Below are 15,300 nucleotides of genomic sequence, written 5' to 3'. Positions count from 1 at the left end.
GTGCCGGGGCCTTGTCGAGCCGCACCCTGCTGGCGGAGGTGTGCTCGGCAGCCGGGATCGCGGCCGCGGCGGCAGGCTCCGCCGCGGCCGCGGGCTCCACAGCCGTGGCGGCGGGCTCCGCCTCCACGGCAGCGGGCTCCGCGGCCGACCCGTCCCCCGTGGCGGCCGGCGCGGCCGCCATGGGATCGGTGTCGGGTGTCTCGGAATCGAGCGCCCGCGAGGCGATCTCCCCCTCTTCGGGCGGTGGGCCTTCCGAACGCACCGCGCGCCGCCGAGAGCGGTTTCTCACCCCGCTGGTTTCACTCATTTCAACTGCTCCTGCACCATTGCTGTCAAGGTCGGCGGAACTATCCCGGATCCGTCCGGGCCGATGTTGCCCAGACGATACGTGCGATTGTCCGGTCCCAAGAAGGTCCCGCTGTTGGGATCGTACGAGCGCGACTCGAACGAGGCTGGTTGGGTACCCCCTGCGGGCTGCTGACCTGCGCCGGCGTCACCGCTCGGCTCGGTGCTGGGCGCTCCGGGCGCGTCCTTCTCGAAGGGCAGCGGCATGTTGCCCTCGGGCACGTAGCCCTCCGGGTCGCGGCAGAGTTCCGGGGTCGGCGCACGCTTGCCGGGGAATTCCATACACGGGGTATTCCGAATACCGCGGACCGCGTAGGGCGCGTCCTGCGGCACCTTGCAGTAGAGATTGTCCGGGGTCGGCGGCGCGTCGACCAGCGAGGCATCGCGGCGGTCGTTGGGCGAGAGGAAGCCGACGGTGCAACCCGCCGGGTCCCCGACGCTGATCATGAAGTCGACCATGGCGCCGTATTCGAGGGGTCCACTGGTGGCTGCGGTGAGCAGCGCCGCGATCAGCGGCGGGAAGACCACCAGCAACTGCTCGACACTCGCGTCGTAGACGTAGCTGACCTGTCCGATGCTGACCAGGTTCCGGGCCAGCAGCGGCAGCGTCGGCTGCAGCTGGTTGAACAGGTCGGTGGCGCTGGCCGCCGCGCCGGGCACCTTGTCGATGACGCTGCGCAGGGCCGGATCGTGTTCGCGGAGTTGGTCGGTGAGGGTCGCCAGATCCTTGGTCCAGCTCCGGATGGCGGAATCGGACTCGACCTGGGTGTCGAGCAGCGGCCCGATCTTCTCGATCAGATCTTTGGTGGCCTGGGTGTTGTTCTTGGCCTCCTGCACCAGCAGCGACGCGGAGTCGAGGAAGCGCTGCAGGTCCGGGCCGGCGCCGTCGAACGCCACGAAGGCGTCGTCGATGACCTGGCGCAGCTTGGTGTCCGCGACGCTGTTGAGCAGCCGGTCGGTCTGATCGAGGAGCGTGCCGACGTCCTGCGGCAGCTTGGTGCGCTCCACCGGGATGACCGAACCGTCGGAGAGGTTGCCGCCCTGGGGATCCGGTACCGGCACCAGGTCGACGTACTGCTCGCCGATGGCCGACACGCTGCGGACCACGGCGGTCACGTCGGACGGAATCTTCTGGTCGCTGTCGACGGTGAGCTCGGCGTCGACTCCCTCGGGAGTCAGCCGGACCTCCTTCACCTTGCCGACATTCATGCCGCGGTAGGAGACGTTGGCGTGCTCGTAGAGCCCGCCGGTGGCGCTCAGCTGGACCGTGACGCCGTAGACGCCGATGCCGAACGCGGCGGGCAGCTTCACATAGACGCCCGACATGACGGCCAGGCCGATCACCGTCAAGACGGAGAAGATCGCGAGCTGGATCTTGACGAATCGAGTGAGTTTCACTGTCCATCCCCTTGCGGAACGGTGAGCCCCGGAATGGGGGGCAGGCCGGGAATAGCGCCCAGGCCGGGAATCGTCTGCACCTCGGCCGGATTCTGCTGGAAGGGAGCAGTTTTCGGATCGATGGGCGGACCGTCGGTGCCGCCGATCGATCCGAGCGCGCCCTCGATGCCCGAGGCACGGGGCCCGAGGGCGGTTCCGGTGAACAGGTTCTTCTGCAGGCGGGCGGTGGTGAGGTCGAAGACCATCTTGACGTTCAGGTAGTCGCCGCGGACCGCACCGTCCAGCGCGTGCATGGGGAACGGGAAGGTCAGCAGCATGCCGAGGGCCTTCGTGAGATTGCCTCCGGTGTCGGCGATCTGCTGGACCACCGGCCACAGATTCGCCAGATCGGCCTTCAGCGAGTCGCCGCCCTCGGCGACGAACTTGGACACCACGTCGCCCAGACTCGCCAGCGCGGTCAGCGTCGAGGTGATGTTCTCGCGCCGATCCGCGAGCACGGTGAGCGCGGGATGGATGTTGTCGATGGCCGAGGCCAGCCTGTCCTGCTGCTGCGCGAGGATGCCGGAGAAGCGGTCGAGCCCGCCCATCGCGGCGATGATGTCCGCGGTCTGGGCGTCGAGCGTCGTGACGAGAGTGTTCAACTGCGGCAGCAGTTCCCGGATCTCGTCGGTGCGCCCGGTGAAGGCCTTGTTCAGTTCCCCGGTGATGTTCTCCAGCTGGCTGATGCCGCCGCCGTTGAGCACGACCGACAGCGAGGACAGCGTCTGCTCCGTGGTCGGGTAGGCGCCGGCGCGTTCCATGGGAATGACGTCGCCGGCCCGCAGCTCACCGCTGGCCGCGGTGTCGGTCGGCGGCGCCAGCTCCAGGTGATTGGAGCCGAGCAAACTGGTCTGCCCGATCTTCGCGGTCGCGTTGGCGGGCAGCTTGACGCCCTTGTCCAGGCTCAGGGTGACCAGCGCGTGCCAGCCTTCCACCTCGACGCCGGTGACGGCGCCGACGGTGACGTCGTTGACTCGAACCGGGGAATTACGGGTCAGGGTGGTGACATTGGGCATCTGCACCTTGACCTCCCACGCACCCTCGCCGCCGCCGGCCGCGCCGGGCATCGGCAGGGAGTTGAGTCCGTCGAACTGGCAGCCCGTCGTCCCCAGCGTGATGGCGATACCGATCGCCAGACCGCCCGCGCACTTGCGCATCGGAGTGGTCCTCATCAGTTACCTCCCGGAACGGCCAACTCGGCGAGGGAATTCGGAACGCTGACCTGACCGGCCTTGGGCTGATTCCGCGCCCGCTCTTCGAGTTCCGGTGTGGTGTAGGCGATCTGGTCGGGCGTCGCGCCCGCGGCGGTCGCCGGGCTGAGCATGAACGGCAGGTAGTTCATCGTCATGTTCGAGAGCGCGGGGCCCAGGGTCTGGGCACACAGGTCCGCCGACTTGTCCGAGCTCTCGCGGGCCGCGGCGCGCACCGATCCGCAGAGGAAGCTGAGTGGATCGGCGAAGTTGGTGATGACCGGGTAGCCGGTGAGGCTGCCGGTGTTGGGCTTGTAGAGCTGGTAGAAGTTCACCAGCGCGGTGGGCCCGGAGTGCAGCAGGCGCTCGACCTGCGGCTGCTTCTCGACCAGGATGCCGGTGACGTCGGCGAGCCGCTGCAGATCCTCGGTGAGCCCGTCGCCGTGGCTGTCGATGAATCGCTTCACGTCGCTGACCGCACTGTCCAGGTTGTCCAGTCCCACACCGAGATCGGTGGACACGTTGGCCAGGACCTGCGACACCGAGGCCAGCCGGCCACCGAACTGCACGATCTGATCGTTGCTCTTGGAGATGACGTCGACGAACTGCTGCAGGTTGCGAATCGTCGCGAACAGGTCGGTACGACCGTCGGACAGCGTCGTCAACGCCCCGGACAGCTCCCGCAGCGTGTTACGGAAGGCTTCACCGTTGCCGTCGAGGTTGTTCGCGGCGGTGTCGACGAACCGACCGAACGAGCCCTGCTCGTCTTCACCGACCGGACCGAGAGTGGTTGCCAGCTTGGACAATTCGGCCTTGATGTCATCCCACTCGACCGGGATGGCGGTGCGTTCGATCGGGATGGTCCCGCCGTCCTTCAGCTCGGGGCCACCCGTGTAGGCGGGAGCGAGCTGGACGAATCGGGCCGAAACCAGGGACGGGGAGATCAGCACGGCCTTGGCGTCGGCCGGCAGCTCCACGCCGCGGTCCACGGTCATCTTGACCGCGACCCGGTCCTTGCCGGGCTCGACCGAATCGATGGTGCCGACCTTCACGCCGAGCACCCGCACCGAGTCGCCCGCGTACAGGCCACTGGTGGAGGGGAAGTACGCGGTGATCTGCTTGGTGCCGACCTTGGTGACCGTCGTGTATCCGGCGAAGGCCAGGGCGGCCACCGCCACCACGACTATCGCGATGAGTCCCGCGCGCGGCAGCTTGCCGAGAGTGGTTCGCACTGCGTTCATTTATCCGGACCGACCTTTCCTGGACCGACGCCGAGGGTGCTCAACATCTCCTGCAGCGCCTGCGGCACGTTCTCCGGCCACACCATGGCGTCCACCAGCACCTCCAGCGACGAGCTGGAGAAGTTCGAGATATAGGCCTGGAAGTAGGGGCCGGAGCCGACCTGCTCACCCAGTGCGCCCGCGTAGGGGCCGACCGCGTCCAGCGCGTCCTTCAGGTCCTGTTCGTTCCTGGTCAGGATGTCCAGGACCGAGTTCAGCTTCTCCAGCGTCGGACCGAGTTCGGCCTCGTTGTCGTTGACGAAACCGGTCAGCTGCTGGGCCAGTCCGTTCACGTACACGACGAGCTGGCTGATCGCACTCCGGCGCGCCTCCAGCTCACCCAGCAGCGAATTGCCGTCGACGAGCAGCGAATTGATCTTCTGTGCGCGGTCCGAGAGCACCTTGGTCACGCCCTGGGCGCGACCGAGCAGATCGGTCAGCGCCTGATCGCGCGAGTTGATGCTGCGCGACAGGGCGGTGATGCCGTCGAGCGCGCTGCGCAGCGGCGCCGGCGTATCGGCGAACGTGACCGACAGGGTGTCCAGGGTCTTGTTGACCTGGTCCATGTCCAGATCCTTGACGGTCGTGGACAGATCGCCGAGCGCGTCGTTGAGGGAATAGGGAGAGGTGGTGCGCTCCAGCGGAATCGGATCGTTCTTGGTGATGGATCCGCCGCCGCTCGGGGTGACCTCCATCGACTTGCGGCCCAGCACCGTATTGGTCTTGATGGCCGCGGTCGTCTTGTTGCCCAGCGGGATCGACTCGTCGAGGGTGAAGCGCACGCGCACCTTGGCCCCGTCCAGCGAGACCTCGTCCACGCGGCCGGATTTCACACCGGCCACCTGCACCTGGTCACCGTCGACGAGACCGCCCGCGTCGGCGAAGTAGGCCACGTACTCGGCCCCGGACTTGATCAGGGGCAACCGGTCGAACTGCAGGGAGCTCAGCGAGACAGTCACGGCCAGCACGATGCCGACGACACCGATATTGACCGTGGACAGGCGTTTCGTATTCATGGCTACTTGGCGCACCTTCCATAGCCGGTCTGGCCGCCGGGCGTGGCCACCAGCATCGGCTTACCGTCGGGCCCGTCGAGCAGGATGTCCGTTCCACACACGTAGATGTTCAGGAACGAACCGTAGGAACCGATGCGGACCAGCTTCTTGTAGGTCTCGGGCAGGTTCTGGATGATCCACTCGAGCTCACCGCCCTGGTCGTCCAGCACCGTCGCGGCGCGGCCGAGCTGCTGCACGGTGGCCTTGAGGTCGGGCCGGGCCTGCTGCAGCAGATCGGTGAGATCACCGGTGGCGCCGGCCAATCGCGGCAGCGCGTCACCGATCGGGTCCTTGTCCGCGGCCAGGCCGCTGACCAGTCGCTGCAACTCGTCGAGGGTGTTGCCGAAGGCCTCGTCACGCTCGTCGATGGTGCTGAGCACCGTCTTCAGATTCTCGATCACGCTGCCGATCAGCGCGTCCCGCTCGCCGAGCGTCTTGCCGAAGGAGCCGCCGCTGTTCAGCAGCGACACCAGCGTGCCGCCCTGGCCCTGGAAGACCTGGACCAACGCCTCGGTGAGGTCGTTCACCTGCGCCGGGTCCAGACCGCGCAGCAGCGGCTTGAACCCGCCCAGCAGCATGTCCAGATCCAGCGCCGGCTTGGTGCGATCGGTGCCGAGGGTGCCGCCGGACGCCAGGGTCTGCGCACCGCCGTCACCCTCGAGCAGCTCCATGTAGCGGTCGCCGACGAGGTTCTCGTAGCGGATCGCGGCCTCGGTGGAGGTGTACAGCTTGTACTTGCGATCCACGTCGAACTCGACGTGCGCCAGCTTGTCCTTGCCGACGTACACGTCGGTCACGGTGCCGACCGGAACGCCGGCGATCCGCACCTTGGACCCGGGCAGGATGCCCGAGGAGCTGGTGAAGATGGCGTTGTAGCTGTGCTCCCGCGAGAAGCGCATCTGACTGAAGATCACGCCCAGCATGGCGAGCACGAGCAGCATGACGATGGTGAACAGACCGAGTTTCACGGTCACGGCACGGGGTTTGAAGCTCATTTGCGCACCCCCGGAATCCCGCCGAACAACCACTCGAAGACATTGCTGTTGAAGTACGGCTCGGTCACCGGCTGGAACACATTCCCCTCGGCGGTATCGGTCACCAGGTACTTGGGATGGACACCGGGCACGTTGTCGAGCACGCCCTCGCAGTGCGGACCGCCGGTGGCGTTCACCTTGGGCAGATCCTGCGGGTACTTGTACGGCTCACCGCCCGGCATGGCGCCGGCGTTCATCGTGACCGCCGCGTACCGGCCGCCGAAGATGTCGTTGACGATCTCCATGTTGCTGCCCACCCCGACGAGGGTGCAGAAGATCGCCGAACGGTACTCGTGGAGTGTCGAGATGGGCTCCTTCAACAGGTTCAGGGCCTGTGCCAGCGGCGCCGTGCTCTCCTCGAGAATCGGTGTCGCGGTATCCGCGAGCCCGGTGAGGCCGAGCAGCATGGCGTCCAGCTGACGCTGCTTGTCGACCAGCGTCGCCGCGGTGACCTGCATGTTGTCGGTGGTCCGCAGCAGATCCGGCACGGTGTCGGCGTAGATCCCGGTCACCGCGGTCGTCTTGCGCAGATCCTCCTGCAGCGTCGGCAGGCTCGGGTTGATCTCGCGCAGCATCGCCTCGGCGTCCACCAGGGTCTGGCCCAGCTGGTCACCGCGGCCCTGCAGCGCCGAGCCCAGCGCGGTCAGCGTCGCGTTCAGCTTCTCGGGCTGCACCATGGCCAGCACATCGTTGAGGTGCTGGAAGATCGTGTTGAACTCCACGGTGACCACGTCGGCGCGCACCGTGGCGCCCGGCGCGAGCGAGCCCGAGGCATTCTGCGGCGCAACGAAATTGATGTACTTGGCGCCGAAAACGGTGGTGGATCGAATATCCACGAGCGCGTTCGCCGGGACCATCTTCAATTTTTCCGGATCGACGGCCAATTCGATGTCGGCGCCGTCGGAAGTATTGGTAATTCCGGTAACCCGGCCGATCTCGACGCCGCGAATCTTGACTTTGGCGTCGGGGTCCAGGACCAGACCCGCGCGCGGCGCGGCGACGGTCACCTTGGCGGTGTTCTCGAAACCGCCGGAGAACATCACCATGCAGATCGTGACCACTCCGGCGAGGAGCACAACCATGCCCAGGCCGGCGAGACGAATGAACCAGCCTTGTTCGAGAGGCCGTTTGGGCCTTGGTTTTTCAACGAAGGGCGCGCCGATCGGGCTCGCCACTCTGTCGTGTTCTGTCACCATGTCGTCGTCGCCCTACCCGGAGAGGTGGAAATTGCCGGAGGTGCCATAGATGGCAAGTGAGATCAGCAGCGTCACCATCACGACCGCGACCAAGGAGGAACGCACGGCATTACCCACCGCGACGCCGACGCCGACCGGACCGCCGGAGGCGTGGTAGCCGTAGTAGGTGTGGATCAGCATGACCGCGATGGCCATGAAGATCGCCTGTGCGAACGACCAGAGGATGTCGCTGGGGATCAGGAAGGTGTCGAAGTAGTGGTCGTAGACACCCGCCGACTGTCCGTAGATGACGACGGTGGCGAAACGACTCGCGAGGAAGGAGGCGATGACGGCCAGGGAGTACAGCGGAATGATGGCCAGAATGCCCGCCAGAATGCGCGTTCCGATGAGGAACGGCACCGGGCGGATGGCCATGACCTCCAGGGCGTCGATCTCCTCGGACACGCGCATGGCGCCCAGCTGCGCGGTGGTTCCGGCCCCGAGGGTGGCGGCCAGGCCGATTCCCGAGATGACGGGCGCCGCGATGCGCACGTTGATGAAGGCGGCGAAGAAGCCGGTCAGGGCCTCGACGCCGATGTTGCCGAGCGAGCTGTAGCCCTGCACGGCGATGGTGCCGCCCGCCGCGAGGGTCAGGAAGCCGACGATGACGACGGTGCCGCCGATGACGGCCAGAGCGCCTGTGCCCATGGAGATCTCGGCGATGAGCCGGATCGTCTCGGTGCGGTAGTGCACCAGGGCCTTGGGCACCGAGGCGATCGACTGGCCGTAGAAGACAGCGTGTTTACCGACCGAATCGAGGCTGTCGGTCGTGCGCTTCACCCGGCGCGTCACCCGGGGGAAGCGGGAGGTGATTACGAAGGCCATCCGGTCACCGAGCCGTGAACTTGATGCCGACGGCCGTGACCACCACGTTGATGACGAACAGCGCCATGAAGGCGAAGACGACGGTCTGGTTCACCGCGTCGCCCACGCTCTTGGGACCGCCCTTGACGGTCAGTCCCAGGTAGCACGCCACCAGGCCCGCCACGAGCCCGAACAGCGTCGCCTTGACCTCGGAGATGACCAGCTCGGGCAGATGCGTCAGCAGCGTGATGCCGTTGACGAACGCGCCGGGGTTGACACCCTGCAGGAACACCGAGAACAGGAAGCCGCCGAGGATGCCGATGGTGCAGACGAGCCCGTTCAGCAGCATGGCCACGAACATGGACGCGAGCACGCGCGGAACCACCAGGCGCTGCACCGGGTCGATGCCCAGCACGCGCATGGCGTCGATTTCCTCGCGGATGGTGCGTGCGCCGAGGTCGGCGCAGATGGCGGTCGCGCCCGCGCCCGCCACGATGAGCACGGTGACCATCGGCCCGACCTGGGTGACGGCGCCGAAGGCGGCGCCCGCTCCCGCCAGGTCGCCGGCGCCGATCTCGCGGAGCAGGATGTTCAGCGTGAACTGCACCAGCACCGTGAAGGGAATGGCCACGAGCAACGTGGGTGTGATGGAGACGCTGGCGATAAACCAGGCCTGATCGACGAATTCGCGTCGCTGGAATGGTGGCCGCACCGCGGCGCGAGCGACGTCGCCGGCGAGTTCGAAGAACCCCCCGACCGCCCGCAACGGTACAGCGAGGACATCATTCATTCCCGCGATTCCTCCTGCCCTGCCTAGCTATAGCTCCCGAGATCTGAATGTGATCTCGGTCCCGCCCAGAGATTAGAACACGTTCTCGCACCGTCTGGGAAGGTTTCAAGGGTTTTGAACTGGGGATCTTTCTGAACTCGTGTCCAGTTTTGGAAACACGTTCATCTGCAGTTCCGACCCAGATGTGTGACGCCTTTGTGAGACGTCACACACACAGAACCCATTCCTACCAACTCTTGGTCACATGATCAACCAAGCAATCAACCAAGCAGCCGGGCGCTACGGCCCGGCTACCGCCGAATAAGGGTGTACTAACCGAGATCCATCAGGGCCGATGCGGAAAACGTAGCGTCCGAACCGCGTTCGGCGAAGTACCCGCCCAGTGTGTCCGCGAGATTCGCGGTGCTCCATTCACCGTCGGCGTCGAAACGACGTTCCACGACAGGGGCGGCCATGAGCGCTACCATCGGCCCGTAGACGACGAACAACTGCCCGTTGACGGCGTCGGCGGCCGGGGAGGCCAGGAAGGTCACCAGGCGCGCCACATGGTCGGGAGAGAGGGGATCCGGGCCCTCTTCCGGAGCCGCGGAGAAGACCTTCTCCGTCATGGACGTCCGCGCGCGCGGGCAGATGGCATTGGCACGGACACCGAAGGCCGACAGCGACCGCGAGGCCGACAGGGTCAGGGCGGTGATACCGGCCTTGGCCGCGCCGTAGTTCGCCTGTCCCGCGGGCCCGAGCAGCCCGGCCTCGGACGAGGTGTTCACGATCCGGCCGTAGACGGGCGCGCCGGCTTCCTTGGACTTGGCCCGCCAGAACGCGCCCGCGTTGCGGGTCAGCAGGAAGTGACCGCGCAGATGCACCGCGATCACCGCGTCGAAGTCCTCGTCGGACATGTTGAACAGCATCTTGTCGCGGGTGATGCCGGCGTTGTTGACGATGATGTCCAGCCCGCCGAAGGTCTGTTCGGCGGTGCTGATCAGCGCGTCGGCGGTGGACCGCTCGGCGATGCTGCCCGCGACGAACTCGGCCTTGGCGCCGAGGGCGCGGATATCGGCGAGGGTCGCGCTCACCGCGTCGTTCTCGGCCAGGTCGTTGACAATGATCGAAGCGCCGGCGCGGGCCAGCTCCAGGGCTTCGGCCCGGCCCAGGCCGGCGCCCGCGCCGGTGACGATGGCCACCCGGCCGGCAAGACTCACATCAGATTCGCTCACCGGCCGACTCTAGAACGTGTTACACCCGACGAGCAAGGCCGGTTTCAGACGATCTTGAGTGCCGCTTTCGGGCACTGTGCCACGGCGGTCTCGACATCGGACTCGCTACCGGCCGGTACCTCCGCGCCGATGATGTGGAGGACATCGTCGTCATCGAGATCGAACACGTCAGGTGCGATTCCGACGCAGATTCCGTTCGCCTCGCACTGGTCGAGATCAACAGTGACCTTCATAGCCAACTCCTTTGCACAACAGTGGGGCGAGCGTAACAACACCACCGGTGCGAGGGGTAGCAAGTGCGGCCTTACAAGCGCCGATACTGGAACAAGTTCCACCTGCTGTGCCATGATCGGCAGAACCCTGACACGAAGGCTAGAGGTGCCCATATGCGGATCGCATACACGCCGCAACAGGAACAGCTGCGCGCTGAGCTGCGTGAGTATTTCGCCCGTCTGATCACTCCGGAGCGGCGGGAAGCACTCTCGGCGCAGACCGGTGAGTACGGCGAAGGCAATGTCTACCGCGAGGTCGTCGAGGAGATGGGCCGCGACGGCTGGCTCGCCCTGGGCTGGCCGAAGGAGTACGGCGGCCAGGATCGGCCCACGATGGATCAGCTGATCTTCACCGACGAGGCCGCCATCGCGGGCGCGCCGGTGCCGTTCCTGACCATCAACTCGGTCGCGCCGACCATCATGCACTACGGCACCGAGGAGCAGAAGAAGTTCTTCCTGCCCAAGATCGCCGCGGGCCAGTTGCATTTCGCCATCGGCTATTCCGAGCCGGGCGCGGGCACCGACCTGGCCTCGCTGCGCACCGGAGCGGTCCGCGACGGTGACGACTGGGTCGTCAACGGGCAGAAGATGTGGACCTCGCTCATCGCCTACGCCGACTACGTCTGGCTGGCCGTGCGCACCGACCCGAGTGCCAAGAAGCACAAGGGCATCTCGATGTTCATCATGCCCACCGACGCCGAGGGCTTCTCCTGGACGCCGGTGCACACCATGGCGGGCCCGGACACCAGCGCCACCTACTACCAGGACGTGCGGATCCCGCACTCGGACATGGTCGGCCCGGAGAACGGCGGCTGGGCGCTGATCACCAACCAGCTGAACCACGAGCGCGTCGCGCTGACCTCGGCCGCGCCGCTGCAGCTGGCCGTCGCGCAGACCACCGAGTGGGCGCGCAACACCAAGGCCGCCAACGGTTCCCGCGTGATCGACCAGGAATGGGTGCAGGTCGCCCTGGCCCGCGTGCACGCCAAGGTCGAGTTCCTCAAGCTGCTGAACTGGGAGCTGGCCTCGGGCGCCGACGCCGGCGCCGCCCCGCGCCCCTGGAACGCCTCCACCTGCAAGGTGTACGGCACCGAACTGGCCACCGAGGCCTACCGCGCGCTCATGGAGGTGCTCGGGCCGCAGGGCTACCTGCGCCAGGATTCCGCGGGCGCGCAGCTGCGCGGCCGGCTCGAGCGCATGCACCGCGCCTGCCTCATCCTGACCTTCGGCGGCGGCACCAACGAGGTGCAGCGCGACATCATCGCCATGACCGCCCTCAAGCAGCCCGCCGCCGCGCGCTGACACGAAACCTAGGTACCCATCATGGATTTCACCCTTACCGAGGCGCAGCAGGACCTGGCCCGACTGACCGCCGAGGTCACCGGCAAGCTCGTCACCGCCGACCGGCTGCGCGAACTGGACAAGAACACCGACGCCGCCGGTGCGCGCACCGTGCGCTTCGACGACGGCCTGTGGGGCTCGCTCGCCGAGACCGGCGTGCTGGCAGCGGCGCTGCCGGAAGCGGTGGGCGGCAGCGATTTCGGCGTGCTGGAGCAGACCGCGATCCTGCGTGAGCTCGGCAAGTCGGTCGCGCCGGTGCCGTACCTGTGGTCGATCGTGCTCGGCGCGGGCGCGCTGGCGAAGTTCGGCGACGAGGCCCAGCGGGCCGTGGCCGCGCAGGCCGCGAGCGGCGAGGTCATCCTCACCGCCGCGCTGTCCGAGGAGCGCAACTGGGAGCCGGCCGCCCCGGCCACCACCGCGGCCGACAACGGCGGCTGGCAGCTCACCGGTCTCAAGACCGGGGTGCCGTTCGCCCGTCAGGCCGCCCGCATCCTGGTCTCCGCCAGCGTCGACGGCGCGCCCGCGGTCTTCCTGGTCGATGCCGCCGACGCCTCGGTGCGCATCGAGGATCAGATCATCACCGACCGCTCCCCCGCCGCCGAGGTCGAATTCGCCGGTACCCCGGCCGAATTGGTCGGCACCGTGGAGCAGGGCGCCGAGATCCTGAACTGGCTGCTCGAGCGCGGCTGGCTCGGCCTGGCCGCCACCCAGCTCGGCACCGTGGAGAAGGGCCTGGAACTGGTCGCGGACTACGCCCGCGAGCGCGAGCAGTTCACCCGCAAGATCGGCAGCTTCCAGGCCGTGGCCCAGCGCCTGGCCGACGCCTACATCGACGTCCAGGGCGTGCGCCTGGCCGTCCAGCAGGCCGCCTGGCGCCTGGCCGAGGACCTGCCCGCCGCCGCCGAGGTCCACACCGCGAAGTTCTGGGCCGCCGAGGCCGGCCACCGCGTGGCCCACACCGTGGTCCACGTCCACGGCGGCGTCGGCATCGACCGCGACCACATCGTGAACCAGTACTTCACCGCCGCCAAGCACAACGAGTTCGTCCTCGGCGGCGCGAACGATCACCTCCGCGCCCTCGGCGCGATCCTCGCGGAGCCCGCGAACTGACTTTCGCCTGAGAACCGAAAGAGACTGAGCGGCGGCACTTCCGGGTGCCGCCGCTCTTTCGTGCGGGCCCGGCGGTAGATACCTCACGGGGCAGGCCTCGCACGTGGGTGAAGCTATTCCCTACGGCTGCTACGGCGGCCTCCTCGGTCGCGCCGAGCACTAGCGGTTGGGCGAACCGGCTCCCGCAGCCCCGCGCCTAGGGCACCAGCGGACCGGCGAGGATTCGTTCACCGGCGGCACGGTCGCCGTTCCAGGCCGAGGCCGGGTCGCCGGCGGATTTACGGCCCCACAGCACGAGCAGCAGATCCGATGCGGGACCGGCTATTTCGGCCACCGGGGCGCCGGGGCCGTAGGTCCAGGTCCGGTCGGCGTCGGTGGCGCGGACCGTCAGGGCCGCGGCGGGCTCGGGAGCCAGGCCGCGGGAGACCATGCGGGGGGCGAAGAGTTCGAAGACCTCGGTGATGCCGTCGGTCGCGAGGGCGAGGTCGAAGGGCTCGGGTTTGCCGAGAGCGGCCTGGGCGTCCCACAGGTGCATCAGGGTTTCCTGGGCGCGGCGGCGGCGCCAGAAGCCGACGTTGCGGGGCATCGCGCTGGTGAAGGTCCAGGCGGGGGTCTCCGGGTCCGCGGACAGGGACTCGACTATCGCGGCGGCGCTGGCGTCGAAGGCCGCGCGCAGGCCCTCGGCATCGCGGGGCGCGGGCTCGCCGCGGTGATCGCCGCGGCCTTCGGCGACCGCGGTCACGACCCACCGATTGCCCTGCACCAGGTGGTCGGTGAGGTCGTAGAGGGTCCACTCGCCGCACGAGGGCACCGGCGCGGTGAGATCGGCGTCGGGGGTCAGGAGCGCGCCGTAGGCGGTGAGCTTGTCGCGCAGTACCGGCAGGAAGTCCATGCGCCTCACGCTAATCGCGCGGGGCCGCGCCCGCGCGGGTTGTCGCGATGATCAGGACTCGAACTCGCGGATGTGCGCGATGCGCTCGGCCACCGGTCCGGGGTGATCGGGCGACGGCTCGAGCTCGCGCATGAGCAGATCGCCCATGGCGTCGCGCCGGATCACCCGCCCCAGTTCGGCGGCGGACCGATAGAGCGCCGGGGTGCGCAGCGCGCGGCGGACCGCGGCGGCGATGCGCTGCGGAGTCGCGGTGCGGTGCAACAGGATCGCCGCGCCGTGCGTCCGCGCGCGAGCCGCGATGTCGGCGTCGTCCCGCCCGTGCGGCAGTACCACCGCGGGCAGATCGGCGGCCAGCGCCTTGAGCAGGGTGCCGTGCCCGCCGTGCGTGATGACCAGGCTGGCGTGCCGCATGACCTCGTGATGCGGCGCCGCCGCCAGCACCCGCACGTTGGCCGGCGCGACGATGTCCAGCGGTGAGACCGCGGGCCCGGTGGTGATCACCCCGCGCACCGGCAGCCTGCCCAGACCGTCGGCGATGCGCTGCAGGCACTCGGTCTGCCCCGCGAACGTGGTCGACAGCGACGCCAGCACGAGCGGATCCCCGCCGTCCGGAACCTCCCAGTCCGTCTCCAGACTCCAGTGCGGATCGTCCAGGATCGGACCGGCCCAGCGCACCCCGTCGGGCCGCTGCGCGGGGAAATCGAAAGCCTCACTGGACAATACGAGCTGCCGATACGCCAGCCGCGCCTGATCCTGATAGTGCGCCAGCCGTTCCAGCCCGAACCCCGCGCGTAGCGCGTTGAGCTGGGGTAGCAACTCCTCGTCCCAGCGTCGCTGCACCAGACCGCCCACCACGCGATCACGCCAGCGGGTCACCGGCCCGTGCGAGAGCCCGAAACCCGACCCGGGCGGCGGCGCGCCCTCCATCGGCAGCGGATAGATCCCCGGGATCAGGACCACGAACGGCACCTCGCAGGCCTGCGCCGCGACCATGGCCCCGAAGGCGAAATACGAGGCCAGCACCATGTCGGGCCGGTCACCGTCGATCTCGTCGGCGATGTCGCGCGCGAAACCCGCGCCCGCGCGCGGCCGCAGCCGGGCGCCGGTGGCGGTGATCGCCTCGGTCAGCGACTCCTCGGCCAGAACGGTCACGCGATGCCCGCGAGCCACGAGGCGGCGCACCACCCCCAGTTCCGGCGGCACCGTACCGCCGCTGCCGGTGAGCGCGACCAGGTAGCTGTATTTCATCAGGCACCTCCTGTTGGTCACTCTGTCACGGTCGAGCCGTACGCGACCGACCG

Annotated in this window: 15 protein-coding genes; 2 read left to right on the top strand and 13 right to left on the bottom strand. The window is 67.9% G+C overall.

From position 1 onward, the window contains the following. From ACWIGI_RS36805 to ACWIGI_RS36755, 11 genes are all read right to left on the bottom strand, one after another. A partial coding sequence (locus ACWIGI_RS36805) for a hypothetical protein (protein WP_454208194.1) occupies positions 1 to 307 on the bottom strand: 307 nt, incomplete at its 3' end. After that, positions 304 to 1,743: an MCE family protein gene (locus tag ACWIGI_RS36800; RefSeq protein ID WP_454208193.1), complete on the bottom strand. Its 1,440-nt coding sequence runs from the start codon at positions 1,741 to 1,743 to the stop codon at positions 304 to 306. The genes ACWIGI_RS36800 and ACWIGI_RS36805, both read right to left, overlap by 4 nt. Next, positions 1,740 to 2,954 carry an MCE family protein gene (locus ACWIGI_RS36795; protein WP_454208192.1) on the bottom strand — a complete coding sequence of 405 codons (1,215 nt, stop codon included), beginning with the start codon at positions 2,952 to 2,954 and terminating at the stop codon, positions 1,740 to 1,742. Before ACWIGI_RS36795 ends, ACWIGI_RS36800 begins: the two co-directional genes overlap by 4 nt. Next, a complete protein-coding gene (locus ACWIGI_RS36790) occupies positions 2,954 to 4,213 on the bottom strand; it encodes an MCE family protein (protein WP_454208191.1) in 1,260 nt (419 codons plus the stop codon). Before ACWIGI_RS36790 ends, ACWIGI_RS36795 begins: the two co-directional genes overlap by 1 nt. After that, a complete protein-coding gene (locus tag ACWIGI_RS36785; protein ID WP_454208190.1) occupies positions 4,210 to 5,268 on the bottom strand; it encodes an MCE family protein in 1,059 nt (352 codons plus the stop codon). The genes ACWIGI_RS36790 and ACWIGI_RS36785 overlap by 4 nt, the downstream gene beginning before the upstream one ends. A 2-nt stretch (positions 5,269 to 5,270) precedes the next feature. Beyond that, a complete protein-coding gene (locus tag ACWIGI_RS36780) occupies positions 5,271 to 6,302 on the bottom strand; it encodes an MCE family protein (protein ID WP_454208188.1) in 1,032 nt (343 codons plus the stop codon). Then, positions 6,299 to 7,423 carry an MCE family protein gene (locus ACWIGI_RS36775; RefSeq protein ID WP_454208186.1) on the bottom strand — a complete coding sequence of 375 codons (1,125 nt, stop codon included), beginning with the start codon at positions 7,421 to 7,423 and terminating at the stop codon, positions 6,299 to 6,301. Before ACWIGI_RS36775 ends, ACWIGI_RS36780 begins: the two co-directional genes overlap by 4 nt. 126 nt (positions 7,424 to 7,549) lie before the next feature. Then, positions 7,550 to 8,401, bottom strand: a complete 852-nt coding sequence (locus tag ACWIGI_RS36770; RefSeq protein WP_454208184.1) for an MlaE family ABC transporter permease — start codon at positions 8,399 to 8,401, stop codon at positions 7,550 to 7,552. Between the two features lie 4 nt (positions 8,402 to 8,405). Further along, complete coding sequence (locus ACWIGI_RS36765; RefSeq protein ID WP_454208182.1) at positions 8,406 to 9,170, bottom strand: MlaE family ABC transporter permease; 765 nt, start codon at positions 9,168 to 9,170, stop codon at positions 8,406 to 8,408. 311 nt (positions 9,171 to 9,481) lie between these two features. After that, the gene (locus tag ACWIGI_RS36760) at positions 9,482 to 10,384 is read right to left on the bottom strand and encodes a 3-oxoacyl-ACP reductase (RefSeq protein WP_454208181.1); all 903 of its coding nucleotides are present in this window, start codon (positions 10,382 to 10,384) and stop codon (positions 9,482 to 9,484) included. Positions 10,385 to 10,428: 44 nt separating this feature from the next. Then, on the bottom strand, positions 10,429 to 10,617 hold the full coding sequence (locus ACWIGI_RS36755) for a ferredoxin (RefSeq protein ID WP_354991149.1): 189 nt from the start codon (positions 10,615 to 10,617) through the stop codon (positions 10,429 to 10,431). A gap of 153 nt (positions 10,618 to 10,770) precedes the next feature. Between ACWIGI_RS36755 and ACWIGI_RS36750 the strand changes: the two genes are divergently transcribed. Both ACWIGI_RS36750 and ACWIGI_RS36745 read left to right on the top strand, forming a co-directional pair. Beyond that, positions 10,771 to 11,958, top strand: a complete 1,188-nt coding sequence (locus ACWIGI_RS36750; RefSeq protein WP_454208180.1) for an acyl-CoA dehydrogenase family protein — start codon at positions 10,771 to 10,773, stop codon at positions 11,956 to 11,958. 21 nt (positions 11,959 to 11,979) lie between these two features. Continuing rightward, a complete protein-coding gene (locus tag ACWIGI_RS36745) occupies positions 11,980 to 13,107 on the top strand; it encodes an acyl-CoA dehydrogenase family protein (RefSeq protein ID WP_454208179.1) in 1,128 nt (375 codons plus the stop codon). A gap of 196 nt (positions 13,108 to 13,303) precedes the next feature. Here the strand turns inward: ACWIGI_RS36745 and ACWIGI_RS36740 are convergent, their stop codons facing one another. Next, positions 13,304 to 13,999, bottom strand: coding sequence for a maleylpyruvate isomerase family mycothiol-dependent enzyme (locus tag ACWIGI_RS36740; protein ID WP_454208178.1), 696 nt, complete (start codon positions 13,997 to 13,999; stop codon positions 13,304 to 13,306). A 51-nt stretch (positions 14,000 to 14,050) separates the two neighbouring features. Further along, entirely contained in the window at positions 14,051 to 15,247 is a 1,197-nt protein-coding gene (locus ACWIGI_RS36735; RefSeq protein ID WP_454208177.1) for a glycosyltransferase, read from the bottom strand. Between the last annotated feature and the right edge of the window lie 53 nt (positions 15,248 to 15,300).

It is taken from the genome of Nocardia sp. NPDC055321 (assembly GCF_053645575.1).
This window is presented reverse-complemented; position numbering and strand designations above follow the sequence as displayed.

Coding starts and splice junctions, on each gene's coding strand:
- ACWIGI_RS36795 (WP_454208192.1), bottom strand. CDS start 2,954: ATGAGGACCACTCCGATGCGCAAGTGCGCGGGCGGTCTGGCGATCGGT.
- ACWIGI_RS36790 (WP_454208191.1), bottom strand. CDS start 4,213: ATGAACGCAGTGCGAACCACTCTCGGCAAGCTGCCGCGCGCGGGACTC.
- ACWIGI_RS36785 (WP_454208190.1), bottom strand. CDS start 5,268: ATGAATACGAAACGCCTGTCCACGGTCAATATCGGTGTCGTCGGCATC.
- ACWIGI_RS36780 (WP_454208188.1), bottom strand. CDS start 6,302: ATGAGCTTCAAACCCCGTGCCGTGACCGTGAAACTCGGTCTGTTCACC.
- ACWIGI_RS36775 (WP_454208186.1), bottom strand. CDS start 7,423: ATGGTTGTGCTCCTCGCCGGAGTGGTCACGATCTGCATGGTGATGTTC.
- ACWIGI_RS36770 (WP_454208184.1), bottom strand. CDS start 8,401: ATGGCCTTCGTAATCACCTCCCGCTTCCCCCGGGTGACGCGCCGGGTG.
- ACWIGI_RS36765 (WP_454208182.1), bottom strand. CDS start 9,170: ATGAATGATGTCCTCGCTGTACCGTTGCGGGCGGTCGGGGGGTTCTTC.
- ACWIGI_RS36755 (WP_354991149.1), bottom strand. CDS start 10,617: ATGAAGGTCACTGTTGATCTCGACCAGTGCGAGGCGAACGGAATCTGC.
- ACWIGI_RS36750 (WP_454208180.1), top strand. CDS start 10,771: ATGCGGATCGCATACACGCCGCAACAGGAACAGCTGCGCGCTGAGCTG.
- ACWIGI_RS36745 (WP_454208179.1), top strand. CDS start 11,980: ATGGATTTCACCCTTACCGAGGCGCAGCAGGACCTGGCCCGACTGACC.
- ACWIGI_RS36740 (WP_454208178.1), bottom strand. CDS start 13,999: ATGGACTTCCTGCCGGTACTGCGCGACAAGCTCACCGCCTACGGCGCG.
- ACWIGI_RS36735 (WP_454208177.1), bottom strand. CDS start 15,247: ATGAAATACAGCTACCTGGTCGCGCTCACCGGCAGCGGCGGTACGGTG.